24 protein-coding genes are annotated in these 24,368 nt (G+C 72.1%); 8 read left to right on the top strand and 16 right to left on the bottom strand.

Annotated elements, in window-relative coordinates; all coding sequences use genetic code 11:
* Window positions 1-153: 153 nt before the first annotated feature.
* The 7 genes from ccsB to hemL form a co-directional block, all read right to left on the bottom strand.
* On the bottom strand, window positions 154-1,266 hold the full coding sequence (gene ccsB / locus ACGFQC_RS35435) for a c-type cytochrome biogenesis protein CcsB (protein WP_363089108.1): 1,113 nt from the start codon (window positions 1,264-1,266) through the stop codon (window positions 154-156).
* Between the two features lie 32 nt (window positions 1,267-1,298).
* Complete coding sequence (locus ACGFQC_RS35430; protein ID WP_363088914.1) at window positions 1,299-3,029, bottom strand: cytochrome c biogenesis protein ResB; 1,731 nt, start codon at window positions 3,027-3,029, stop codon at window positions 1,299-1,301.
* A 3-nt stretch (window positions 3,030-3,032) separates the two neighbouring features.
* The gene (locus ACGFQC_RS35425; protein WP_393289095.1) at window positions 3,033-3,806 is read right to left on the bottom strand and encodes a cytochrome c biogenesis CcdA family protein; all 774 of its coding nucleotides are present in this window, start codon (window positions 3,804-3,806) and stop codon (window positions 3,033-3,035) included.
* Window position 3,807: 1 nt separating this feature from the next.
* Window positions 3,808-4,398 carry a TlpA disulfide reductase family protein gene (locus ACGFQC_RS35420; protein ID WP_363088913.1) on the bottom strand — a complete coding sequence of 197 codons (591 nt, stop codon included), beginning with the start codon at window positions 4,396-4,398 and terminating at the stop codon, window positions 3,808-3,810.
* A gap of 66 nt (window positions 4,399-4,464) precedes the next feature.
* Window positions 4,465-5,763, bottom strand: a complete 1,299-nt coding sequence (locus tag ACGFQC_RS35415; protein WP_363088912.1) for a hypothetical protein — start codon at window positions 5,761-5,763, stop codon at window positions 4,465-4,467.
* Between the two features lie 136 nt (window positions 5,764-5,899).
* Window positions 5,900-6,547: a histidine phosphatase family protein gene (locus ACGFQC_RS35410; RefSeq protein ID WP_363089106.1), complete on the bottom strand. Its 648-nt coding sequence runs from the start codon at window positions 6,545-6,547 to the stop codon at window positions 5,900-5,902.
* A 50-nt stretch (window positions 6,548-6,597) separates the two neighbouring features.
* Window positions 6,598-7,914 (bottom strand): glutamate-1-semialdehyde 2,1-aminomutase, encoded by a 1,317-nt coding sequence (gene hemL / locus ACGFQC_RS35405; protein WP_363088911.1) that lies wholly within the window; start codon window positions 7,912-7,914, stop codon window positions 6,598-6,600.
* 325 nt (window positions 7,915-8,239) lie between these two features.
* Here hemL and ACGFQC_RS35400 point away from each other — a divergent pair, with 325 nt between their 5' ends.
* Entirely contained in the window at window positions 8,240-8,893 is a 654-nt protein-coding gene (locus ACGFQC_RS35400; protein WP_363088910.1) for a hypothetical protein, read from the top strand.
* A gap of 142 nt (window positions 8,894-9,035) precedes the next feature.
* On the opposite strand, the gene ACGFQC_RS35395 is transcribed toward ACGFQC_RS35400, so the two are convergent.
* Window positions 9,036-9,488: an SRPBCC family protein gene (locus ACGFQC_RS35395; RefSeq protein ID WP_363088909.1), complete on the bottom strand. Its 453-nt coding sequence runs from the start codon at window positions 9,486-9,488 to the stop codon at window positions 9,036-9,038.
* 263 nt (window positions 9,489-9,751) lie between these two features.
* On the opposite strand from ACGFQC_RS35395, the gene ACGFQC_RS35390 reads away from it, so the two are divergent.
* Window positions 9,752-10,576, top strand: a complete 825-nt coding sequence (locus ACGFQC_RS35390; RefSeq protein WP_363088908.1) for a helix-turn-helix domain-containing protein — start codon at window positions 9,752-9,754, stop codon at window positions 10,574-10,576.
* A gap of 21 nt (window positions 10,577-10,597) precedes the next feature.
* On the opposite strand, the gene ACGFQC_RS35385 is transcribed toward ACGFQC_RS35390, so the two are convergent.
* From ACGFQC_RS35385 to ACGFQC_RS35370, 4 genes are all read right to left on the bottom strand, one after another.
* A complete protein-coding gene (locus tag ACGFQC_RS35385) occupies window positions 10,598-12,016 on the bottom strand; it encodes a HAMP domain-containing sensor histidine kinase (protein ID WP_363088907.1) in 1,419 nt (472 codons plus the stop codon).
* 10 nt (window positions 12,017-12,026) lie between these two features.
* Complete coding sequence (locus tag ACGFQC_RS35380; RefSeq protein WP_363088906.1) at window positions 12,027-12,833, bottom strand: response regulator transcription factor; 807 nt, start codon at window positions 12,831-12,833, stop codon at window positions 12,027-12,029.
* A 131-nt stretch (window positions 12,834-12,964) separates the two neighbouring features.
* Window positions 12,965-13,558: an FMN reductase gene (locus ACGFQC_RS35375; protein ID WP_363088905.1), complete on the bottom strand. Its 594-nt coding sequence runs from the start codon at window positions 13,556-13,558 to the stop codon at window positions 12,965-12,967.
* On the bottom strand, window positions 13,555-14,715 hold the full coding sequence (locus ACGFQC_RS35370; RefSeq protein ID WP_363088904.1) for an LLM class flavin-dependent oxidoreductase: 1,161 nt from the start codon (window positions 14,713-14,715) through the stop codon (window positions 13,555-13,557). The genes ACGFQC_RS35375 and ACGFQC_RS35370 overlap by 4 nt, the downstream gene beginning before the upstream one ends.
* A gap of 182 nt (window positions 14,716-14,897) precedes the next feature.
* Here ACGFQC_RS35370 and ACGFQC_RS35365 point away from each other — a divergent pair, with 182 nt between their 5' ends.
* Window positions 14,898-15,797, top strand: coding sequence for a helix-turn-helix domain-containing protein (locus ACGFQC_RS35365; RefSeq protein WP_363088903.1), 900 nt, complete (start codon window positions 14,898-14,900; stop codon window positions 15,795-15,797).
* Here ACGFQC_RS35365 and ACGFQC_RS35360 read toward each other — a convergent pair.
* Genes ACGFQC_RS35360 through ACGFQC_RS35350 form a run of 3 tightly spaced genes read right to left on the bottom strand, consistent with a single transcriptional unit; the run spans window position 15,767 to window position 18,089 of the window.
* Entirely contained in the window at window positions 15,767-16,582 is an 816-nt protein-coding gene (locus ACGFQC_RS35360; RefSeq protein WP_363088902.1) for a TIGR03943 family putative permease subunit, read from the bottom strand. The two genes, ACGFQC_RS35365 and ACGFQC_RS35360, sit on opposite strands and share 31 nt — an antisense overlap.
* Window positions 16,579-17,589, bottom strand: coding sequence for a permease (locus tag ACGFQC_RS35355; RefSeq protein ID WP_363089105.1), 1,011 nt, complete (start codon window positions 17,587-17,589; stop codon window positions 16,579-16,581). Before ACGFQC_RS35355 ends, ACGFQC_RS35360 begins: the two co-directional genes overlap by 4 nt.
* 26 nt (window positions 17,590-17,615) lie before the next feature.
* The gene (locus ACGFQC_RS35350; protein WP_363088901.1) at window positions 17,616-18,089 is read right to left on the bottom strand and encodes a MarR family transcriptional regulator; all 474 of its coding nucleotides are present in this window, start codon (window positions 18,087-18,089) and stop codon (window positions 17,616-17,618) included.
* Window positions 18,090-18,483: 394 nt separating this feature from the next.
* On the opposite strand from ACGFQC_RS35350, the gene ACGFQC_RS35345 reads away from it, so the two are divergent.
* Entirely contained in the window at window positions 18,484-19,263 is a 780-nt protein-coding gene (locus ACGFQC_RS35345; RefSeq protein WP_363088900.1) for an SDR family NAD(P)-dependent oxidoreductase, read from the top strand.
* Entirely contained in the window at window positions 19,260-19,436 is a 177-nt protein-coding gene (locus ACGFQC_RS35340) for a hypothetical protein (protein WP_363088899.1), read from the top strand. Before ACGFQC_RS35345 ends, ACGFQC_RS35340 begins: the two co-directional genes overlap by 4 nt.
* Window positions 19,437-19,539: 103 nt before the next feature.
* Here ACGFQC_RS35340 and ACGFQC_RS35335 read toward each other — a convergent pair whose 3' ends face one another.
* Window positions 19,540-20,733: an RtcB family protein gene (locus ACGFQC_RS35335; protein WP_363088898.1), complete on the bottom strand. Its 1,194-nt coding sequence runs from the start codon at window positions 20,731-20,733 to the stop codon at window positions 19,540-19,542.
* A gap of 203 nt (window positions 20,734-20,936) precedes the next feature.
* Here ACGFQC_RS35335 and ACGFQC_RS35330 point away from each other — a divergent pair, with 203 nt between their 5' ends.
* From ACGFQC_RS35330 to ACGFQC_RS35320, 3 genes are all read left to right on the top strand, one after another.
* Window positions 20,937-21,788 carry a DUF3558 domain-containing protein gene (locus tag ACGFQC_RS35330; RefSeq protein WP_363088897.1) on the top strand — a complete coding sequence of 284 codons (852 nt, stop codon included), beginning with the start codon at window positions 20,937-20,939 and terminating at the stop codon, window positions 21,786-21,788.
* Between the two features lie 119 nt (window positions 21,789-21,907).
* A complete protein-coding gene (locus ACGFQC_RS35325; protein ID WP_363088896.1) occupies window positions 21,908-22,840 on the top strand; it encodes a DUF3558 family protein in 933 nt (310 codons plus the stop codon).
* 76 nt (window positions 22,841-22,916) lie between these two features.
* Complete coding sequence (locus tag ACGFQC_RS35320) at window positions 22,917-24,227, top strand: DUF2637 domain-containing protein (RefSeq protein ID WP_363088895.1); 1,311 nt, start codon at window positions 22,917-22,919, stop codon at window positions 24,225-24,227.
* Window positions 24,228-24,368 lie beyond the last annotated feature (141 nt).

Raw genomic sequence — 24,368 nt, 5'->3', positions numbered from 1 at the left:
GGAGCAGCCCCTTTTTTTGCTTTTGTTGTTTGGGCCGTTGGGGGTGGGGGGTGGGGTGTTCTTTTCCCCCCGCCCCCGCGCGCGGGGCCCCCCCCCCCCCGGGGCCCCCCGGGCGGGGGGGGGCGCCCGGCCCGTCCCGCCGGCCGCGGGGGCTCAGAACCCGGCCGACCGCAGCACGCCCAGGCCGACGTCGGCGTAGGAGTGCTTGCCGGAGACGAAGATGTTGACGCCGTAGTAGTTGAACAGCCAGCAGCCGAAGGCGACCAGCGCGAGGTAGGCGGCCTTGCGGCCCTTCCAGCCGGCGGTGGCGCGGGCGTGCAGGTAGCCGGCGTAGGCGACCCAGGTGATGAAGGACCAGGTCTCCTTGGGGTCCCAGCCCCAGTAGCGGCCCCAGGCGTCGCCCGCCCAGATGGCGCCCGCGATGATCGTGAACGTCCACAGCGGGAAGACGGCGGCGTTGACGCGGTAGGCGAACTTGTCCAGGGTCGCCGCGGCGGGCAGCCGGTCCAGGACCGAGTTGGCGAGCTTCCCGGGCGTGCCGCCGCCCGCGAGCTTGTTCTCGTGGGAGTCCTTGAACAGGTACAGGATCGTGGAGACCGCGCCGACGTAGAACACCGCGCCGCAGAAGATCGCGGTGGAGACGTGGATGTACAGCCAGTACGAGTGCAGGGCGGGGACCAGCTGGTCGCTCGCCGTGTACAGGACGGTGACCGCGAGGCCGAGGTCGAGCAGGACCGAGGTGATCAGGAACAGCCCGAGCCAGCGCACGTTCTTCTTCAGCGCCAGCAGCGCGAGGTACACGCCGACGGCCACCGTGGAGAAGGTGATGTTGAACTCGTACATGTTGCCCCACGGCGCCCGCTGCACCGAGAGCGCGCGGGCGAGCACCCCGCCGAACTCGATCAGGAAGGCCAGCACCGTGAGGGAGACGGCGATCCGGCCGTAGAGGTCGCCCTGCTCGTCGCCGCCGTGCGCGCCGGGCCCGTCGGGCACCTCGCGGGTGCCGGCCGCGGCCCGCACCACGACCTTCGGCCGCTCCAGCACGGCGGTGCCGCCGGCCTTCCGCACGGTGACGGCGGGGGCCGTCTTCCCGGCCGGGGCCCGGTCGGTGAGCGCGGCGGCGGTGCGGCCGACCTTGCTGCGGCCGCCGAAGGTCCATTCGGCGATGTACGCGAAGAAGGCCAGGGTGTAGACGGCCATCGCGGAGTAGATCAGCGTGTTGCTGATGTTCGCGAGGTTCTCGTTGGTGGCGGCGGCGAGGTTCACCGCGCCGGCGAGGTCGGTTGCGGCGGCGAGAGTCACTTCTCAGACCCTTCGGCAGGTACGGCTCGGGAATCGGGGGTGTCGGGGGCTTCGGGGGCTTCCGGGTCGTCGGGAACCCCCGGCGCCCGGTCGTACAGGATCCCGGCGAGGTCGCCCAGCTCCTCGGGCACCTTCGCGGACTCGCTGCGGCCGAGGCCGGCCATCTCGACGACCGTCACGCCGTCGGCGCCCCGCACCGCCCGCACCCACACGCGGCGGCGCTGGATGAACAGGGAGCCGGCCAGTCCGAGGATGGCGGCGACCGAGCCGGCCAGCGCCCAGCCGCTGCCGGGCTGCTGGGTGATCTGGAAGTTCGCCCACTCCTTGGTGCCCTCGTAGGTGATCGAGCCGGCGCCGTTCGGGAGGGTCATGGTCTCGCCGGGCTTGAGGTTGTCCCGCACCTGGAGGTCCTTGACGTCCTTGAACGGCTTCATCTTCCGCTTGTCGAGCTGGTAGACGCTCTGCGGGATGCCCGAGTCGACGCCGAGGTCGCCGTGGTACGGCTCCAGGTTCAGCACCGGGTTCAGCAGTGCCGGGAAGGCGGAGGAGACCTCGTTGCCCTCGGCGTAGCTGGGCAGGAGGAAGGCCTGGAAGGCGAGCTGTTCCTTGACGCCCTTGGCGTCGCGGTAGCCGTCGTACACCTTGACCACGCCGGAGGAGGTGACGTTGGAGTCGAGCGGCAGCAGCGGTACGGCGTCGCGGTAGACCACGTTGCCCTTGCCGTCCCTGACGGTGACGACGGGGGCGTACCCGTGGGCGGTGAGGTAGACCTTCGAGTCGCCGATCTCCAGCGGGTGGTTCACCTTGACGGTGGTCTTCTTCTCCTTGCCGTAGGCGCCCTCGGAGTAGGTGAGGGCGGCCTGGTAGGTGCGCGGAGTGCCCTTGTTGGGCCCGGAGACCTCGTAGGTGCCGGTGAAGTCCTTCAGGTTGAAGCTGAACGGCGCCAGGTCGTCGGCGTCGAAGAGGGTGCCGGACTTGAAGTCGTCGTACTGGGTGAGGGTGTTGGAGAAACCGTCGCCCTCCAGGACCAGCTTGTTGCCCTCCATCTTGAACAGCTGGCCCCAGGCGAAGGCCGTCAGCATCACGATGAGGGCGATGTGGAAGGCGAGGTTGCCGACCTCGCGCAGGTAGCCCTTCTCGGCGGCGACCGCGTCCCCGGCGAGGTGCGCGCGGAAACGGCGCTTCTTCAGCAGCGCGAGCGCGGCCTCGCGCACCTGCTCCGGCTCGGCGTCCGTGCGCCACGTCGTGTACGCGGGCAGCCGGGTCAGCCGCTTGGGCGCGCCCGGCGGGCGGCCGCGCAGCTGGCCCACGAACTGCCAGGTGCGGGGAACGATGCAGCCGATGAGGGAGACGAACAGCAGGATGTAGACGGCGGAGAACCACACCGAGCTGTAGACGTGGAAGAGGCCCAGCTTGTCGTAGAGCGGCGCGAGGGTGGGGTGGTCCCTCTCGAAGTCGGCGACCTTCGTGGCGTCGGTGCCGGTCTGCGGGATCAGCGAACCGGGGATCGCGCCGAGCGCCAGCAGCAGGAGCAGCAGCAGGGCGACCCGCATCGAGGTCAGCTGCCGCCAGAACCAGCGGGCCCAGCCGACGGCGCCCATGGCGGGGACGCCGCCGGGCGACTCGGCGGGCGCGGTGGACAGCTGGGAGCCGGCCGCGCCGAGGTCCTGGTCCCGGTCCTGCGGTGCGGCGGCGTCCACGGGTTCGCCGGCGGTGGTCTTGCTCATCGATCAGATCCCCACGGTGAAGCCGGTGGACCAGGACTGGAGGTCCTGCACCAGGTGGTCCCAGGCGCCGGTCAGCAGCAGCAGACCGGTCACGATCATCATCGAGCCGCCGATCCGCATCACCCAGACATAGTGCCGCTTGACCCGGGCGAAGGCGCCGAGCGCCTTGCGGAAGGCGACCGCGGCGAGCACGAAGGGCAGCCCGAGGCCGAGGCAGTAGGCGACGGTGAGCAGGGCGCCGCGGCCCGCGCTGCCCTGCTGGGAGGAGAGCGTCAGCACGGACGCCAGGGTCGGGCCGATGCACGGCGTCCAGCCGATGCCGAACAGCGCGCCGAGCAGCGGGGCGCCGACGAGCCCGGCCACCGGCCGCCGGTGGAAGCGGAACTCGCGCTGGGTCATCCAGGGCATCAGGCCCATGAAGAAGACGCCCATGAGGACCATGAGCACGCCCAGCACCTTGGACAGGACGCCCTTGTTGGCCTGGAGCGTGTCGCCGAAGTAGCCGAAGAGGGCGCCGCTGGAGACGAACACGGCCGTGAAGCCGGCCACGAAGAGGGAGGCGCCGGCGACCATCCGGCCGCGCCGGGCCTCGGCCAGGTCGGTGCCGGCGACGCCGGTGACGTACGACAGGTAGCCGGGGACGAGCGGCAGGACGCACGGGGAGAAGAAGGAGACGAGTCCGCCGAGCAGCGCGATGGGCAGGGCGACCAGCAGGGCGCCGCTCAGTACCGTCTGGTTCGGATCGGCCACCGCGGCGAGCATCGTGACGGTGCTCACGTCACTTCTCCGCGAGGACCGGGTCGATCATCGCGCGCAGCTTCTCCTCGCTGAGGGCGGCCAGCGAACGGGCCGCGATCTTCCCGTCCCGGTCGAGGACGAGCGTGGAGGGGATCGCCTGCGGGTTGAGCGTGCCCTTCTCGAAGCGGAGCATCAGCTTGCCGGTCGGGTCGTACAGGCTGGGGTAGGTGATGCCCTGCTCCTTCTCGAAGGCGAGGGCGTTGGAGGTGCTGGTGTCACGGGTGTTGATGCCGACGAACTGCACGCCGCGGGCCTTCAGGTCGGTGGAGACCTTCCGGAAGCCCGGCGCCTCGGCGCGGCAGGGCGCGCACCAGGATCCCCACACGTTCAGGACGACGACGCTGCCCTTGTAGGAGGCGACGTCGAGCTGCTTGCCGTCGACGGTCCTGCCCGACAGGTCGGGGGCGGCGGTGCGCTCGCCCTTCCCGACGGTCGAGATGCCGTTCTTGCCCATGACGAAGTTGGTGTCGCCGCCCCCGCCGGAGGTGCCTCCGGAGGCGCACGCGGACAACAGCAGCGCCGTGGCGGCTGCGACGGCGACAGACAGGGGGGTGCGACTGGCGGCACTCATGTGAAAAGTTTCGCATGCCCGTTCCGGGGATCTTGCGCACCCCCCTTGCGGGGGGAAAACCGCATTTCAGGCAGCGGATCCGGCGCCCGACGGGGAGCCGGCGGCGGTGGGGGTCGCCGCGAGGAACTCCTTCCAGCCGCCGGCCGGCCCCTGTCCGACGTCCAGCGTGCGCAGTTTGGCGAGCACCTCGGGCTTCTGCACGTCGATCCAGTCGACGAACTGCCGGAAGGAGACCATGCGCACGTCCGCGCCCTTCTCCTTCTCGCGCGCGATGTGCTTGAACGCCTCCTCGACGGCGTCCATGTAGATGCCGCCGTTCCACTGCTCGAAGTGGTTGCCCACGAAGAAGGGCGCCCGGTTCGTCTCGTACGCCCGCTCGAATCCCTGGATGTACGCCTGGGCCGCCTGCCGCCGCCAGCCCGGGTAGTTGTGGCTGGGCGCCTTGGTCGAGTTGACCGACTGGTTGGCGAGCATGTTGTAGTCCATCGACAGGACCTCGAAGCCGCGTCCGGGGAACGGTATCTGCTGCAGCGGCAGGTCCCACATGCCCTGCTTCCTGTCGGGCCAGACCTGGCGGCCGCCCGGCGAGGAGGCGTCGTAGCGCCAGCCGAGGGAGCGGGCGGTGGGCAGCAGGTTGTCCCGGCCGAGGAGGCAGGGGGTGCGGCCGCCGACGAGTTCCCTGTCGTAGTCGAAGGGGAGCGCGGGCAGGTCGGTCCACCCGGTGTTGGTGCGCCACTGCTTCACGAACGACTTTGCCTGGTCGATCTCGTCGCGCCACTGGCGCCCGGTCCAGTTGCCGACCGACCCGGAGCCGGCGCAGAAGTGCCCGTTGAAGTGGGTGCCGATCTCGTGCCCCTCCAGCCAGGCGCGGCGCACGTTGACCAGCGTCGCCCTGACGTGGTCGTCGGTGAGGTAGCCGATGTCCGAGGCGCCGCGGGGGTTGTTGGGCGGGTCGTAGAGCCGCTTCTTCGACTCGGGCAGCAGGTAGAGCCCGGAGAGGAAGAAGGTCATGGCCGCGCCGTGCTCCTTGGCCAGGTCCAGGAAACGCGGGAAGAGGCCGTTGCCGACCTCGCCCGCCCCGTCCCAGGAGAAGACGACGAACTGCGGCGGTTCCTGCCCCGGCTCCAGCGGTTCGGGCGCGGCCGGCTGGTGCGGCTGCTTCCCGGTGAAGGAGGTGGAGCCGTCACCGATGGGACGGACGGTGACGGTGGGCTTCGGGGAGGCCGTACCCCCCTTGCCCGCCCCGCCGGAACCGCCGCCGGGGCCCGGGTCGTCCGACGACGTGAGGCCACAGCCCGCGAGTCCGGCGGCGGCCGCGGCCCCCGCACCCAGTCCTAGTGCTCCCCTGCGGGTGAGAGTGCGCATGGCGTCCCCGTTCGTCGCGTGCTCCGGTGGTCACCCACTCAGAGGACACGCCGAACGGGGAGGTTCCGCTCATGTGTGCGCATTCCGTAACAGTGATCGAGGGATCACCGGCGACGGCGGTCGGGGCATCACCGGCTCACGCCCCGAAGGCCTTGCCCTTGCCCTTCACCGGCTTGGCGCCGGCCAGCAGGTGGGGCGGCACCAGGTCGCGGGCGGGCTCGGAGTAGCCGACGGACACGATCGTGTCGCCCCGGTACGTGAACGACGTCAGCGAGGCGAGCGTGCACTGCCGCTTGCGCGGGTCGTGCCACAGCCGCCGCCGCTCGACGTAGGAGCGCACGATCCAGATCGGCAGCTGGTGGCTGACCAGCACCGCCTCGTGCCCGCGGGCCCGGTCCTTCGCCGCGTCCAGCGCGCCCATCATGCGCACCACCTGGTCGACGTACGGCTCGCCCCAGGACGGCTTGAACGGGTTGTAGACGTGCCGCCAGTTCTCCGGTCGGCGCAGCGCCCCGTCGCCGACACCGAAGGTCTTGCCCTGGAAGACGTTGCCGGCCTCGATGAGCCGCGCGTCGGTGCCGACGTCGAGCCCGTGCGCCTTGGCGATCGGGCCGGCCGTCTCCTGCGCCCGCTCCAGCGGGGAGGCGCAGACGTACGTCACGTCGCGGGACGCGAGGTGCTCACCGACCCGGTCGGCCATCCGCCGGCCCAGGTCGGAGAGGTGGTAGCCGGCGAGACGGCCGTAGAGGATGCCGTCGGGGTTCTCGACCTCGCCGTGCCGCATCAGGTGGACGACGGTCAGGTCCTCGCCGTTGCCGGTGCTGTTGCCGGTGCTCACGCGCGGGCCTCCGCAGCCGCTCGGGCCGCCGCCGGAAGGGCGTCGGCGATGCGCTGGACGGCCCGTTCGTCGTGGGCCGTGGACACGAACCAGGACTCGTAGGACGAGGGCGGCAGGTAGACGCCGTTCGCCAGCAGCGAGTGGAAGAAGGCGGTGAAGCGGAACGACTCCTGCGCCTTGGCGTCCTCGTAGTCACGGACGGGCCGGTCGGTGAAGAAGACGGAGAACATGTTGGAGGCGCTCTGGAGCGTGTGCGCGACGCTCTCCTTGGTCAGGGCCTCCGACACCAGCGCCTGGATCTGCTCGGAGACCGCGTCGAGCTTCGCGTACGCGGCGTCGTCGAGGAGCCGGAGCTGGGCGATGCCGGCGGCGGTGGCGACCGGGTTCCCGGAGAGGGTGCCGGCCTGGTAGACGGGTCCGGCGGGGGCGAGGTGCGCCATCACGTCGGCACGGCCGCCGAACGCCGCGGCCGGGAAGCCGCCGCCCATGACCTTGCCGAAGGTCATCAGGTCGGGCCTGACCCCGTCGATCCCGAACCATCCGGCCCGGCTGGTCCGGAACCCGGTCATCACCTCGTCGGAGATGTAGAGGGCGCCGTTGTTCTGGCAGGCGTCCTTGAGCCCCTGGTTGAACCCGGGCAGCGGCGGGACCACGCCCATGTTGCCCGGCGAGGCCTCGGTGATGACGCAGGCGATCTCACCGGGGTGCCGGTGGAAGGCCTCCTGCACGGCCTCCAGGTCGTTGTACGGCAGGACGATGGTGTCGCCGGCCTGGGCGCCGGTGACGCCGGGCGTGTCCGGCAGGGCGAAGGTGGCGACGCCGGAGCCGGCGGCGGCGAGCAGCGAGTCGACGTGACCGTGGTAGCAGCCGGCGAACTTGATCACCTTGGAGCGCCGGGTGAAGCCGCGGGCGAGCCGGATGGCGGACATCGTGGCCTCCGTCCCGCTGGAGACCAGCCGCACCTGCTCGACGGGCTCGACCCGCGCGACGATCTCCTCGGCCAGCGTGACCTCGCCCTCACCGGGCGTGCCGAAGGATGTACCGCGCGAGACGGCGTCCTGGACGGCGGCGATCACCTCGGGGTGCGAGTGCCCGAGGATCATGGGGCCCCAGGAGCAGACGAGGTCGACGTACTCCCGGCCGTCCGCGTCCGTCAGGTACGGGCCGGTGCCGGACACCATGAACCGGGGCGTGCCGCCGACGGCGCGGAAGGCGCGCACCGGGGAGTTCACGCCGCCCGGTGTGACGACGGCCGCACGGTCGAACAGTGCCTGCGAGACAGGCGCTTCGTATGAATAGGGCAGTTCGCTCATGACCTGCGACTTCTCCGACTTCTCGGACTCCGGTTGGCAGTGACCTCCTCAGGGTAGGCCAGCGGCGCCGCAGGGCCGCGGGGCGTGTGCCGTGCCCCTACGGACCGGGCGGGCCGCTTCTGCGACCTTCTTCATCTGCGAAACTGAAACGGACTGAGCCTGATAGACGTAGCTCACAACGACGGCGTGTCGAGGGGCTGCGAAGATCCTGCGGACAGGTGTTTCACCGCACGTTTCGGCGTGCGGCCGTGGGGGAGGTCACTGACACGATGATCGGGTTGCGCGGCGGGGCCTGCGCGTCCTAGAAAAGCAGTCGGGTGGAGATATGCATCGCGGTGGCGGACTGGGCGAGGGGACTGATGACCGGGGTCCTCGACGTGCCCGGCGGGGAAGGCACCGGCGCGACGCGGAGGAAGCCGGCGAAGCACGTCAGACGCAGGGCGTCCCGGGTGTACCCGGTACACCTGGTGTACCGAGTGAGTCCGAGCGGCTCGACCGTACGGTCGACCGGCTCCGGGCGAGGAGCGGGAATGGTGGTCGGGTGGGGGTGACGTACAAGTACTTCGGCGCACCGGACGGCGCGACAGCGGCCCGGGTCCCGATCTCGATGCGCCCCGAGGAGCTCGGCGGCGACGAACTCGGCATGAACGGCATGTTCACCAAGATCAAGCCGGAGACGATGGCCGCGATGGTCCTCACCGGCATCGAGGGCGTCCCCCTTCACAAGGTGCCCCCGCTGGAGCTGGTCGTCCTGCACCCCGACTACGCCGTCGTCAAACTCCCCATGACGGTCGTCGACCCTCTCCGTGACATAGGCGAGGAAACGGTCGGCGCGGCGGCCTTCATCTGGTCGACGGTCCCGGACCGGGGCGGTCCGCGGGACGCGTTCAACGTGTACCAGCTGCTGCACGAGTGGCAGGACTTCTCGCACCGGTTGCATGAGGCGGGGCACCAGCCTTATTGCCTTGTGTGGCCTTGAGCCGGGGTTTCGTAGGGGTCGGGCGGGGCTTTCGGGTCCCGCCCTCCCGGGTCCTGCCTCGTGCGACGGCGTCGCCGGTCGCCGCCGTGCCGAGGAGTCCCGGCGGTGGTGCCGGGGTGCTCGCGGTACCACCGCCGGGCCCTCAGGTCAGCGGCTGCTCACCGCCACGGGGCCTCGGGCCGGCCTGCTGACCGTGACGCGCCTCGAAGGCCTGCTTGATGACCGCGCCGCCGTGGGTCATGGCCGCGTCGAGGACGGGGGCGAGGTCGTCGGGCAGCACATCGTGGATCCAGACGAGCCGGCAGCGACCCTCGCCGTCGGCGCGTACGTGCATGGACGCGTTGTCGTGGGCCGGCTGCAGGCTGTCGCCGACGACGGCGTAGACGATCCGCCGGTTCTCGTGGTCGAGAGCGACGAATCGCTCCCTCGCCACCACGCCGTCGCTGAACGTGACGATCCTCGTGTCGGCCTCGACGCGGGTGTCCACCACGTGACCGGGTGCCATGCGCGACGGTCCCGTGGCGAAGTCGCCGATGACCTCCCACACCTCGTCGGCGCTGCGCTCGATCGTGATTTCCTTGCTGACGGAAGCCATGGCTCCTCCTCGTGAGTCGGCGGGGTCGGTCGGCGGGAACCCGGTTCGGCCGGCGCCCGGTTCGGCCGGCGCCGGGTTCGGCGCGTTCTTCCGCCGTCCGTTCGATGTCGGTGACCTCGAGGTCACGGTGGTGAGCCGGGCCGACGGGGGCACGGTGTCGGCTCCTTCGTCCCGGGTGTGTCGCCACAGAGCCTGCCTCGCCGCACCCGGTCCGTCTTGAAGATTCTTGCGGGACCGTCGGACCCTCCGCCTAGCCTGGGCCGGTGCTCTCGTTCGTCGACCTCGCCACCCGGCCGGAGTTCGCCGTCACGGCGGCGGACTGCCGCAACGACCACACGAACTGGTCGGCGGTGGAGTCGCACCGGCACGTGCAGGTCGTGCTCGTGCGACGGGGACGGTTCCGCAGACGGGTCCGCGGCGTCGACACGGACGTGGACCCGACCGTCGGCTACGTCGGCATGCCCGGCGAGGAGGAGCGCTTCGCCCATCCCGCCGGCGGTGACGTGTGCACCTCGATCAGTCTCGCCCCGGCACTGTGGCGCGCCCTGGCGGGCGACACCCCGCGGCTCGCCACGTCGACCGTGTACGTCGACGCACGGCTCGACCTCGCCCACCGGCGGCTGCTCGCCACCGCCCGGACCCCGGACGTCGACTACGCCGGCGCGGAACGGCTGACCGGTCTGATCCGGCACATCGTCGACCAGGTCGGCGCGGCGCCGGTCCCCGGCGGCACCTCTGCCGGCCCCGCCGACCGGGCGGTCGTCGCCGCGGCACGCGACCTGGTCCGCGACGCCCATCCGGCCGCGAGCGGGCTGATTCCGCTCGCCGCACACCTCGGCGTGTCGCCGTACCGGCTGAGCCGGGCGTTCACCCGGGAACTCGGTGTCCCACTGACGCGCTACCGCAACCGGGTTCGCGTCACCCGCGCACTCGACCGGATGGAAGCCGGCGAGATCCGCCTCGGCGCACTCGCCGCCGACCTCGGCTTCGCCGACCAGGCGCACCTCACCCGGACCATGCGCGACCACCTCGGACACACACCCGCCGCGCTGCGCCGGCTCCTCGCCCAGGGCCCGCCCGACGAATGACCGGCCCGGCACCGGGGCCGCCTACTCCGCCCCGCCCACCGTGAACCCGATCACCGCGCCGCCGCCCGACCTGCAGAAGGCGAACGCCGCTCCCCCGTGCGCCAGCGCGACCTCCCGGACGATCGAGAGGCCGAGCCCCGAGCCCGGCAGGGAACGGGCGTCCGCGGCGCGGTAGAAGCGGTCGAAGACACGGGTGAGGTCGGTCTCGGTGATGCCGGGCCCGCGGTCGAGGACCTCGACGCGGACGGTGCCGGGCCGGGCCGGTCCGGTCACCCTGATCTCGATGGGCTCGCGGCCCTCGCGGTCGAACTTGGCGGCGTTCTCCACCAGGTTGGAAAAGGCCCGCTGGAGCATGCCGGGCCGCCCGTCGGTGGTGGTGTCGCCGGCGGCACGGACCACGATCCGCCGCCCGGTACGGCGCCGCGCGAGCCCCGCCACGTCCTCGGCCAGGTCGGCGAGGTCGATCCGCTGCGGCGGCTCGGTGTCCGACTGCCCGGCGGCGAGGTCCACCAGTTCGTTGACCAGGTCGGTCAGTTCGCGTGCCTCCTGGCCGAGGTCGGCCACGAGTTCGTCCCGGGTGGCGGGCGGCAGTTCGTCGATGCGGCGCAGCAGCGAGATGTTGGTCCGCAGCGAGGTCAGCGGCGTCCGCAGCTCGTGCCCGGCGTCCTGGACCAGCCGCCGCTGGTCCTCCTCGGACTGGGCGAGGCGCCCCAGCATGCGGTCGAAGGCGCGGCCGAGGCGCCCCACCTCGTCGTAGCCGGTGACGGGCACCTGGACGCCGAGCCGGCGGGTGCGCGCGACGGCCTCGGCGGCGTCCGTCAGCATGACCAGGCGGTGGGTGATGCGCCGGGCCAGCCACCAGCCGGACAGCCCGGCCGCCGTCACGACCGCGGCCATCAGCAGCAGCGTGCGCTGCTGGAGCGCCCGCAGCAGGTCCTCGGTGTCGCTGAACTCCTGCGCGATCTGCACCGCGCCCCGGCCGCCGCCGAGCGCGACGGTGGCGACCCGGTAGACGTCGCTGCCGACATCGACGTCCTTGTGCTCGACGAGCGTGCCCGCGACCGCCGCCGCGGCGATCTCCCGGTCGGCGTCCACCACCGGCAGCCCCGGGTTGCCGGGGTCGAAGACGCTCCCGTCCGCCCCCAGCACCTGCACGTCGGTGCGGGCCGGGCGCACGATGTCGTGGCCGGGCGCGGCGGAGGAGAAGTCGGCGGGGTCCATCGCCCGGTCCCGCACCTCGTCGCGCAGGTCCTGCACGACCTCGTCGAAGACGGACTCCTGGTCCACCCGCAGCAGGCGGGCGGCGGCGTTGTACGACAGGACGCCGACGACGACGGTGACGGCCGCCGTCACCGCCGCGAAGGACACCGCGAAGGTGGTGCGCAGCGAGACGGCCTGCGGGCGCCGCCGGGACAGCCATCGGCGGAGCGGTCCGGACACGGGGTGCGCCTCAGTCTTCCCGCAGCACGTAGCCCACGCCCCGCACGGTGTGGATCAGCTGCGGGGCGCCGGGCCCGTCGAGCTTGCGGCGGAGGTAGCCGACGTAGACGGCGAGGTTCTTGGAGCCGGGGCCGAAGTCGTAGCCCCAGATGCGGTCGTAGATCGTGGAGTGGTCGAGGACGATGCCTGCGTTGCGCACCAGCAGTTCCAGCAGCTCGAACTCGGTGCGGGTCAGTTCCAGTTCGCGCTCCCCGCGCCAGGCCCGCCGCGCCTGCGGGTCCATGCGCAGCCCGGCCGCCTCCAGGGAACGCGCGGCGGCCACCGCCTCCGGGGCCGCGTCCTGCGCGGCACCTGCCGTGGCGTCCTTCCCGGGGTGGTCCTTCCCGGGGTGGTCCTTCCCGGCGGCGCCCGTACCGGTGGCGTCCTTGCGCGCGTCGGTCGGCGCGCCGGTACCGGTGCGGCGCAGCAGGGCGCGCAGCCGGGCGAAGACCTCCTCGACGTCGAAGGGCTTGACCACGTAGTCGTCGGCGCCCGCGTCCAGGCCGGCGATCCGGTCGGCGGTCTCCACGAGCGCCGTCAGCATCAGGATCGGGGTGCGGTCGCCCTCGGCGCGCAGCACCCGGCAGACCTGGAGGCCGTCGATGCCGGGCATCATCACGTCCAGGACGAGGACGTCCGGCTGCGACTTGTGGGCGTGCGCCAGGGCCTCGACGCCGTCGGCGACCGCGGTGACCCGGTAGCCCTCCAGGGTCAGCGCGCGTTCCAGGGCGTGGCGGATGGCGCGGTCGTCTTCGGCGAGCAGCAGCTTGTGGGGCACGCGCCCAGTCTTCCAGCCGTCACGCTCCCAAGACGTGACGGGCGGCTCACCGGGCGCCCTTCTTACATGCCTCTCACCCGCCCCGGCCCGCTCAAGCCCGCCCCGGCCTGTTCAAGCCCGCCCCGGCCTGCTCAGCCCGCCGGCCGCAGGGCCGCGAGCCGCTCCGCGAACGGCACCACCGCGAACTCGTCCTTCACGGCCGGCCGGGCCGCCGCCAGACCGCTCGTCAGCGCGGCCAGTTCCCCGGCGGCCCGTTCGATCCGCTCGGGCAGGCCCGGCGCGCCCCAGTCCTCGGAGGCGGCGTAGACACCGGTCGGGACGACGACGGCCCGCAGGTGGGCGAACAGGGGCCGCAGCGCGTGCTCCAGCACCAGCGAGTGCCGGGCCGTGCCGCCGGTGGCCGCGATCAGCACGGGTTTGCCGGTCAGCGCGTCCTTGTCGAGGACGTCGAAGAAGGACTTGAACAGTCCGCTGTAGGACGCCGAGAACACCGGGGTGACCACGATCAGCCCGTCCGCCGCCGTGACCGCCTCCAGCGCGGCGGCCAGCTCCCGGCCGGGGAATCCGCTGGTGAGGTGGTGGGCGATCTCGACGGCGAGGTCGCGCAGCTCCACGACCCGCACGTCGGCCGGGGCGCGTTCGGTGGTGGCGGCCGCGAGCCGGTCGGCCAGCAGGCGGGTGGACGACGGGACGCTCAGTCCCGCCGAGACGATGACGAGCTTCATGCGACGGTCTCCTTGTCCTGAGCGGCGTTGTCCTGAGCGGCGTCCTGCGCGGCGGCGTTCTTGGCGGCGGCGTTCTTGGCGGCGGCGTTCTTGGCGGCCAGGAGCGACCGGTGGGTCGGCGCGTCCGGCACGTCGGCCGGGCGGCCCTTGGCGAACTCCTCGCGCAGCACCGGCACGACCTCCTCGCCCAGCATGTCGAGCTGCTCCAGCACGGTCTTCAGCGGCAGTCCGGCGTGGTCCATCAGGAACAGCTGGCGCTGGTAGTCACCGGCGTACTCCCGGAACGCCAGCGTCTTCTCGATGACCTGCTGCGGCGAGCCGACGGTCAGCGGGGTCTGGTCGGTGAAGTCCTCCAGGGACGGCCCGTGCCCGTAGACCGGCGCGTTGTCGAAGTACGGCCGGAACTCGCGCACCGCGTCCTGCGAGTTCCTCCGCATGAAGACCTGCCCGCCGAGGCCGACGATCGCCTGCTCGGGGGTGCCGTGCCCGTAGTGGGCGTAGCGCGCCCGGTACAGCTCGACCATCCGCCTGGTGTGGTCGGCCGGCCAGAAGATGTTGTTGTGGAAGAAGCCGTCGCCGTAGAACGCGGCCTGTTCGGCGATCTCCGGCGAGCGGATGGAGCCGTGCCAGACGAACGGCGCGACGCCGTCCAGCGGCCGGGGCGTCGAGGTGAAGCCCTGGAGCGGGGTGCGGAACGTGCCCTCCCAGTTCACGACGTCCTCGCGCCACAGCCGGTGCACCAGGTTGTAGTTCTCGACGGCGAGGTTGATGCCCTCGCGGATGTCCTGGCCGAACCACGGGTAGACCGGGCCGGTGTTGCCGCGGCCCATCATCAGGTCGACGCGCCCGTCGGCCAGGTGCTGGAGCATCGCGAAGTCCTCGGCGATCTTCACCGGGTCGTTCGTGGTGATCAGCGTGGTGGAGGTGGACAGGATCAGCTTCTCGGTCCGCGCGGCGATGTAGCCGAGCATCGTCGTCGGGGACGACGGCACGAACGGCGGGTTGTGGTGCTCACCCGTGGCGAAGACGTCCAGGCCGACCTCCTCGGCCTTCAGCGCGATGGCGACCATGGCCTTGATCCGCTCGCGCTCGGTCGGCGTACGCCCCGTGGTGGGGTCCGGTGTGACATCGCCGACGGTGAAGATCCCGAACTGCATGGCCGCTCACCCTCCAAGTTGTTTACGGTTCAACTATACCGCCCAACAGCGGCCCCTCGCCCCGTATTCCGCCGATGGCCCGCCGCCCGCCGCCGACAGCCGGCGACAGTCGGCGATGGCCCGTCGCCCGCCGACCGCCCCGACCACCGCCGACTGTCGGTGGCCCGTCCTACGATCCCGGCATGGCCGCCCCCCGCCGTGACACCCGAGGCATCGTCGACGCCGCGGAACTGCTCGCGCGCGTCCGCTTCCGGCGCCGCGAACCGGCCCCGCCGCTGCGCCCCTACCTGGAGCACTACTGGCTGATCGACTGGGACCTGGACCGGCCGTACGCCTCCCACGTGGTCCCGCACCCCTCGGTCAACCTCGTCTTCCAGCGGTTCGGGGACCGGCCACCCGTCGCCGAGGTCTCCGGCGTCGGGCTCGGCCTGTTCACGCAGAAGCTGGAGGGCAGGGGCCGGGTCTGCGGTGTGAAGTTCCGCCCCGGCGGCTTCCGCCCCTTCGCCCCCGGCCGCCCGGTCTCGGCGTGGACCGGCCGCCGCGTCCGCCTCCCCGGCACCGACCCCGCCCCCGTCCTGTCCCCCGCCGACGAGGACGCCCGCGTCGCCGCCCTCGACGCCCACCTCCTCGCCCTGGCCCCCCGCCCCGACCCCCTGGCCGACCGGGCCATGGCCCTGGCCGACCGCATCCGCACCGACCGCGCGATCCGCCGGGTCGCGGACCTCGCACGGACGGAAGGCGTGTCCGCACGCCTGCTGCAACGCCTCTTCGCCGCCTACGTGGGCGTCGGCCCCAAGTGGGTGATCCTCCGCCACCGCATCCACGAGGCCCTGGAACGGGCGGAGACCTCGGCGGACGTCGACTGGCCGGCCCTGGCGGCGGACCTGGGCTACGCCGACCAGGCCCACCTGGTGAGGGACTTCAAGGCCACGGTGGGCGTACCCCCGACGGCCTACGCGTCCCGCCGGGGCACCCGCCAGGAGACCGGGACGGCACGCCCTTTCGCCCTCCGAAGGGCGAGCGCCACGGCACCGCGCGCGACGCGCCCCGGCTACGACCCGAGCGGCAACGCGTCGGTGTAGCCGTTCACCGGCCGCTCCACCTCCGCGACGGTACGGCCGTCCAGCGCGACCGCCGCCGAGGACGTACCCAGCGTGCCCTGCGCGTGCCAGGTCCCCGTCACCGTGACCCAGGCGTCGGCCTCCGGCGCCGCCACCCCGTAGACCCGCACCTTCACGGACTGCGCGTCCGCCGCACAGCACGACATCATGATCCGCGTCAGGTACCAGCCCCCGCCCTCGCCCGCGGGCGTGACGAAACCGGTCATCCGCACCGTGCGCCCCTCGATGGCCCGCCCCTCGTCCTGCTGCACCCGCTGGGTGAAGTCGGTCAGAGTGATCGGCAGCGGCGAGGTCGCGGGCAGCGGGTCGAAACCGTCCTCGACGACCACCGCCACCGTCTTGGGCGCCTCCCGCGAGGCGGTGTAGGAACCGAGCGCGGGCGGCGCGTAGAACAGCAGGCTCAGCGCGGGCAGGAACAGCAGCCAGGCGACCCGGGGCACACCCGAGTGATCGTGCCCGTGCCCGTCACCGCGCCCGTGACCGTGCCCGTGCCCGTGCCCGTCACCGTCGCCGTGACCGTCACCGCGCCCGTGACCGTCACCGTCCTGCGCGGGCCGCTCCGTCGGCCGCCGCCGGGCCGACCACGCCTCGGCCGCCCCCAGCAGGACCAGCAGCACCCCCGAGGCGATCAGCAGCGGCCGCATCCCCTCCTTCACGTACCTCAGGTACGCCTCCGAGAACAGCGAGACCCGCAGCAGTCCCACACCGCTCAGCACCAGCAGCGCCACCTGCGCGAACCGCCTCACAGCAGCACCCCTCCCACGACCACGCTGCACACCACCGCGACGACGGCCGTGGCGGCGGAGAACCGGACCGCGAAGGCCCGCCCGAAGGTGCCCGCCTGGAGGGCGATCAGCTTCAGGTCCACCATCGGGCCGACCACCATGAACGTCAGCCGCGCCGTCGGCGAGAACCCGGTGAGCGAGGCCGCCACGAACGCGTCGGCCTCCGAACACACCGCCAGCACGATCGCCAGCACCGCCAGGAACAGCACCGACAGCCACGGCGAGTCCGCGAAGGCGTCCACCACCGAACGCGGCACGGCCACGTTGAACGTCGCCGCCGCCAGCGCGCCCACCACCAGGAAGCCCCCCGCGTGCAGGAAGTCGTGCCGGAAACCGCTCCGGAACTCCGCCCAGCGGCTGTGCCCCGGCCGGTGCCCGGTGTGCCGCACCGCCGGCTTCAGCCACTCCTCGCGCCCCCGCCACAGCCACAGCCAGCCCATCACCGCCGCCGTCACCAGCGAGGCCAGCAACCGGGCCAGCACCATCTCCGGACTGCCGGGGAACGCGATCGCCGTGGAGGTCAGCACGATGGGGTTCACGGCGGGCGCCGACAGCAGGAACGCGAACGCCGCGGCCGGATTCACCCCCCGCCCGATCAGGCTGTTCGCCACCGGCACCGACGCGCACTCACAGCCCGGCAGCACCACCCCCGCCGCCCCCGCGACCGGCACCGCGAGCGCGGGCCGCTTCGGCAGCAGCCGGTTGAAGAGGCTCGCCGGCACGAACGCGTTGATCGCCCCGGACAGCGCCGTACCCAGCAGCAGGAACGGCAGCGCCTGCACGGTCACCGCGAGCCACACCGTCCGCCACGCCTGCACGGCCGGTTCGTCCAGCGACCGCCCGACCAGCACCAGCACCGCACCCGGCAGCACGGCGGCACCGACCAGCAGCAGCGGCCAGTTCCGCGGCAGCGTCCGCCCCGCACCCGGTCCCGCGTCCTCGGCCGGTAGGGGGCCGCCGCCCTCCACCCGGCCGTCCTCGACCGTCCGCACGCCTACCCCACCCCTCCCCGCAACCGCGCGACCTGCTCCCCGCTGAACTCCACCGTCCGCCCCATGTGCCGCACGATCACCGCCAGCTCCGCGTCGTCCAGATCCTCGAAGAGAGGGCTCCAGTCGCCGCCCAGCCGCTCCCAGGTCCGCCCGAACTCGGCGATCCGCTCCGGCACCGTCGCCACCAGCACCCGCCGCCGGTCGGCCGCGTCCCGCTCCCGCACGACGTACCCAGCCTTCTCCAGCCGGTCCACCAGCCGCGTCGCCGACCCCGTGGTCAGCCCCGTCAGCTCCGCGACCCGGCCCGCCGTCACCGGCTCCCGCTCCAGCGAGAGCAGGTTCAGGCACTGCAGGTCGGTCGGGTGCAGCCCCAGCCGGTCCGCGACGGCCTGGTTGAACAGCGCGAACGCCGCGACATACCGCCGGGAGACGACGGACAACTCGCCGAGCAACCGCGACCGCACGTTCCCGGACATCGCCCGCACACCCCTTCGTAGCGCCGTCCGCAGATCGTACGACGTACCCGGCCCGGGCCGGCCGACAGCGCGAGCCCCCGGCCCACCACCGCTCACCACTGCTCACCACCAGCCACCAGCCACCGACCACCGGGACCGCAGCCCCACCCCTCCCCACCCCTCCCGAAGCCGCCACCAGGCCTGTCCCGCGCTCCGCCGCCCTCCTCGAGACCGGCCCTCTCACCGCCGCCGCCCTCCTCGAGGCCGGCCGCACCCGGCTCGCCCGGCACCGCCGTCACCATGCGGGCACCGCGGACGGCGAGCGCACGGACCCGCCTATCCTGACCGGGCAGGCGTTCGACCGCCCGCGTTCTCCGTACGTCCGCCCCGCCCGAGGAACCGAGGAGCAGCCCCCATGGCCACCGCCGCCCCGTCCGCCGCGTCCCGCATCGCCGTCGTCACGGGCGCGAGCAGCGGCATCGGCGCCGCCACCGCCCGGCAACTCGCCGCGGCCGGCTACCGCGTCGTCCTCACCGCACGCCGCAAGGACCGCATCGAGGCCCTCGCCGAGGAGATCACCGCGGCGGGCGGCTCCGCGACGGCCTACCAGCTGGACGTCACCGACCGCGCCGCCGTCGACGAGTTCGCGACGGCGTTCCGCACCATCGGCGTCCTGGTCAACAACGCGGGCGGAGCGCTCGGCGCCGACCCGGTCGCCACCGGCGACCCCGCCGACTGGCGCACGATGTACGAGACCAACGTCATCGGCACCCTCAACCTCACCCAGGCCCTGCTCCCCAAGCTGGTCGCAAGCGGCGACGGCACGGTCGTCGTGGTCTCCTCCACCGCCGGCCACGGCACGTACGAGGGCGGTGCGGGCTACGTGGCCGCCAAGCACGGCGCCCACGTCCTCGCCGAGACCCTCCGCCTGGAGATCGTCGGCCAGCCCGTCCGCGTCATCGAGATCGCCCCCGGCATGGTCAGGACCGACGAGTTCGCGCTGACCCGCTTCGGCGGCGACGCCGACCGGGCCGCGAAGGTCTACGAGGGCGTGGCAGAGCCCCTCACCGCCGACGACGTCGCCGAGACGATCACCTGGGCGGTGACCCGCCCCAGCCACGTCAACGTCGACCTGCTGGTCCTGCGCCCGCGCGCCCAGGCGTCCAACACCAAGGTCCACCGGGAGTCGCGATGACCGGCGCGGACGGGACGGGAAGCCCGCAGACCCCCGAACGGGCGGCGGAGCAACGCCGCCTGGCCCAGGAGACCAGGGACGAACGCCAGGTCTGGTACTTCCTGGCCTACTTCCTCTTCGGCATCCACATCATCGCCTTCGTGATGATCTACGCGGTGAGACACGGGAACTGAGCCGACACCCCACGGGACTTCGCCGGAGGCCGCGACGCGCACGAAGGGGGCCGGGCCACCGGCCCGACCCCCTGTGCCGCGGGCACCGGCCGCCCGGCGGGGCTCAGCCCTTCACGCAGACGACCTGCTTCAGCTTCGCCACGACCTCGACCAGGTCCCGCTGCTGGTCGATGACCTGCTCGATGGGCTTGTAGGCACCCGGGATCTCGTCCACGACGCCGGAGTCCTTGCGGCACTCCACGCCCCGCGTCTGCTCCTCCAGGTCCTGCGTGGTGAAGCGGCGCTTGGCGGCGCTCCGGCTCATGCGTCGACCCGCCCCGTGCGAAGCCGAGTTGAAGGCCCTCTCGTTCCCGAGGCCCTTCACGATGTACGAACCCGTGCCCATGGAGCCGGGGATGATGCCGTACTCGCCGGAGCCGGCCCGGATCGCGCCCTTGCGGGTCACGAGCAGGTCCATCCCGTCGTAGCGCTCCTCGGCCACGTAGTTGTGGTGCGCGCTGATCTCCTTCTCGAAGACGGGCTTGGCCTTCTTGAACTCCCGGCGGATCACGTCCGTCAGGAGCGCCATCATGATCGTGCGGTTGTGCTTCGCGTACTCCTGCGCCCAGAACAGGTCGTTGCGGTACGCCGCCATCTGCGGGGTGTCCGCGACGAACACGGCGAGATCGCGGTCGATCAGGCCCTGGTTGTGCGGGAGTTTCTGCGCCACGCCGATGTGGAACTCGGCGAGTTCCTTTCCGATGTTCCGGGAGCCGGAGTGGAGCATCAACCAGACAGAACCGGTCGTATCCGTGCACACTTCAACAAAGTGGTTTCCGGATCCGAGCGTTCCCATCTGCTTGGTGGCGCGCTCCTGACGGAATTTGACCGATTCGGCGATGCCCCCGAACCGCCCCCAGAAGTCGTCCCACCCCCCGGTGGCCAGCCCGTGGAACCGGCCCGGATCGACCGGGCTGTCGTGCATCCCCCGCCCCACCGGAATCGCCTGCTCGATCTTCGAGCGCAGCCGGGACAGGTCGCCCGGCAGGTCGTTGGCGGTCAGGGACGTCTTGACGGCCGACATCCCGCAGCCGATGTCGACCCCCACCGCCGCCGGGCACACCGCACCCTGCATGGCGATGACCGATCCGACCGTCGCGCCCTTGCCGTAATGGACGTCCGGCATCACGGCCAGGCCCTTGATCCACGGCAGGGTGGCGACGTTGCGCAGCTGCTGGAGCGCGCCGTCCTCGACCGTCGCGGGGTCGGCCCACATGCGGATCGGCACCTTCGCGCCCGGCATCTCCACGTACGACATATCGTCCTCATTCCCCCGTAGAACAGCAGAAGTCTCGAATCGCAAAACCGGTGCCAAGGTCGGCAATAGAGACGGCGGACCGGCATCCACGGTGTTGCGTGCGATACACATTGTCTGCCGGGGCCGCCCCCGTCCGGCAAGCGAATAACCAGCGGGGACACTGGACCCGCCACCCACGATGTGACCGTCGAGAGGAGCCGACCGTGCAGCGGAAGGCGTACGTACCCGGCGTCGCCGCGCTCCTCGCGGCCCTGCTGGCCGGCTGCTCGAGCAGTGCGGAAGACGGCGGCCCGACGGACAACTCCAATGCGGGCGACGCCGGTACCGTGACCGCGGCCGCTCAGCCGGGCCGCTACGACGCACTCCCGGAGGCCTGCGGGGCGGTGGGCCGCAGCACCCTCGACACCCTCCTGCCGGGCATCGTCCAGATCCCCGACGAGGCGCGGCGCGAGGCCGTCTACGCGGGCCAGGCGACGCCGACGTTCGACACGGACCGCAGGGCGGGCTGCCGTTGGAAGGTGGACTCCACCGACGCCATCGACCACCTGAGCGTCGACTTCGAGCGGGTGGTCTCGTACGACAACGCGGTCAGCGACGACAGCCAGGCCGAGACGCTGTTCGCCCGGAAGGTGACGGCGGCCGGGCTGCCCGCGCCCACCGCGTCGCAACCGTCCGGTGTCGCGGCCACCCCCTCCGGCGGTACGACGGCGGCCCCTTCCGCCTCCCCGTCGCCGTCCGCGTCGGCATCGGTGTCCGCCTCCGCCTCCGCTTCTCCTTCCACCTCCACCTCCACCTCCACTTCCGCCTCCGCCGACCTCCAGTCCCGGCTCCTCGACGACCTCGGGGACGAGGCCTTCGTCGACGACGCGCTCGCCAGCTCCGGTTCGACGGCGAAACAGCGCACGGTGACTGTGGTGTTCCGCACGTCGAACGTCATCGTGACCATCGCGTACGAGGAGCAGGCGACGTCCCTCGGCGTCGTCCCGGACAGCAAGGAAATGCAGGACAGCGCCCGGAAACTGGCCGCGCAGCTCGCCGATTCCCTGGCCGGCTGAGGGCACTTCACGCGCACGGGCCCCGCGCGCCCGATGCCCTCGAAGCGGAAACGCACCTCTTCTCCACCGCGTACCGTGGCCCACCGGACCCCGATCCGACCGCAGGAACCACGAGCGTCATGAGTGAAGGAACCATGCAGCGACGAGCCCAGCGAGACGACCAGCGTGCCCAGCGAGACCGGCGAGCGATGCGTGCGGGAGGCGTGAACCGTCTTCTGGCCGCGGCGGCCGCGGTCCCCGTGATGCTGATCGTCGCGGGCTGCTCCTCGGACTCCGGCTCGGACTCCGGATCCGGCTCCGGCGGCGCCTCCGCCGCGGAGAAGACCGGCGGCTCGTCCGCCGCCGCCTCCCCGAGTGCCGAGCCGACCGTGCAGGCGGCGGCGTACGGGACGCTGCCCGAGGCGTGCGGCGTGCTGTCGAAGAAGACGTTGACCTCGCTGGTGCCCAAGGCCCCCGCCAAGGGCAAGGAGGGCACGTCGAGCGACCAGGCGGCGCGGGCCTCCTGTTCCTGGTCCAGCCTGGACAACAACGGCGTGAAGGGCTCGCAGTTCCGCTGGCTGAACGTCTCGATGGTCCGTTTCGAGACGGACGCGGCGAGCAGCGGCGAGCAGCAGGCTCAGGAGTACTACGCGAAGCAGGTGCAGGGCGCGTCGGCGACGGCGGGTGCGAAGAACGCGAAGTCGCAGGCGCTCGCCGGGACGGGTGACCAGGCGACGACCGTGCGCTACGACCTGAAGAAGTCGGAGGGCGCCTTCAAGCAGCAGACGGTGGTCGCGCGCGTGGAGAACGTGGTCGTCACGCTGGACTACAACGGTGCCGGTCTGGCCGGTGAGAAGACACCGGACGCGGACGCGCTGGTGAAGTCCGCGGAGCTGGCGGCGAAGGAGGCGGTGGCGTCGGTCGGGGCGGCCAACGGCGAGGGTTCGGGCGGCAGTTCGTCGTCCCCGGCGCCGTCGTCGACGTCGTCGAAGGCCCCGTCGGCGTCGAAGGCCCCGTCGGCCTCGGCGGCGGTCGCCAAGAAGACCTCGACGACGGCCGCGAAGAAGAGCTGACGTACCGGCAACACATGAGTCGCACGCATGTGCCACCCTGTTGCGCGCAACAACACGCAAGGGGAGGGGAGGACGGGTGGCCGAGCCAATCCAGCTGACCCGGATGCACCGCATTCTCATCGGTGTGGTCGTGACCGGCGCCGTGATCATCGCCGCGATCGGCTTCGCCGGTTCCTACGCGGCCGTCCGTGAGCTGGCCATCGAGAAGGGCTTCGGGAACTTCTCGTACGTGTTCCCGATCGGCATCGACGCGGGCATCTGCGTCCTGCTGGCCCTGGACCTGCTGCTGACGTGGATCCGCATCCCCTTCCCGCTGCTGCGGCAGACGGCGTGGCTGCTGACGGCGGCGACGATCGCGTTCAACGGCGCGGCGGCCTGGCCGGACCCGTTGGGCGTCGGCATGCACTCGGTGATCCCGATCCTGTTCGTGGTGTCCGTCGAGGCGGCCCGGCACGCGGTCGGCCGGATCGCCGACATCACGGCGGACAAGCACATGGAGGGGGTGCGGCTCACCCGCTGGCTGCTGTCCCCGGTGCCGACGTTCCTGCTGTGGCGCCGGATGAAGCTGTGGGAGCTGCGCTCGTACGAGCAGGTCATCAAGCTGGAGCAGGAACGTCTCGTCTACCAGGCCCGGCTGCGCTCCCGCTTCGGCCGCGCCTGGCGCCGCAAGGCTCCGGTGGAGTCGCTGATGCCGTTGCGGCTGGCGCGTTACGGCGTTCCCCTGGTGGAGACGGCCCCCGCGGGCCTGGCGGCGGCGGGGATCGAGCCGGCGGTGCTGCCGCCGGCGCAGGTTCTCGGGCCCCGGCAGGAGATGCAGGAGCTGTCGGCGGGTCCGGCGCAGCAGCTCCAGCCGGGACAGCAAGGACAGCCGGGACAGCAGGCGCCGCGGCAGCAGGCACCGCAGGTCCGGCAGGACGAGCAGGCCGGGCGGGCGGAGCAGCCGCCCGAGGACGACCAGAGCCCCTGGTTCCAGTCGCCGCACGAGGTGCAGTACCAGGGCGGCTACGACCCCACCTACGACCCCTCGGAGCAGTACGCCCGGTGGTACGAGGAGCAGCAGCAGGCCGAGCAGTACGCGGACCAGTACCAGGAGGAGCCCCCGGCGCAGGAGCCCTCCCCGGAGGAGACCGGTTCCTTCCCCATCCCGGTGGTCCCGGGCCGCAACCGCGAGCTCGGTGAGGGCGGCGGCAGCCCGGAGCCGACCGAGGAGGACTACTACCTGGTCTTCAAGAAGTCGATCAACGGCAGCTACCCCACCTCGGGCCAGCTCCGGGACGACGTGGAGGCGACGTTCGGCGTGGCGCTCCCGCCGCGCGAGGCCGACCGCATGGTCAACCGCTTCACCAACCGCCACACGGCGGAACTGCAGGACGACCACATCGCGTAGCCGGCGGAAACGGAGACGACGGAGGGGGGGGGGCGGGGGGCGCCCCCGCCCCCCCCCCCGCCCGGGGCCCCCCCCCCACACCCCCCCCCCCCCCGCCCCCCAACCGGGCCCAAAACAACCCCCACGGAGGGAGCAGCCCCC

Source organism: Streptomyces sp. NPDC048734 (genome assembly GCF_043198675.1).
Classification (GTDB): Bacteria; Actinomycetota; Actinomycetes; order Streptomycetales; family Streptomycetaceae; genus Streptomyces.
This window is presented reverse-complemented; position numbering and strand designations above follow the sequence as displayed.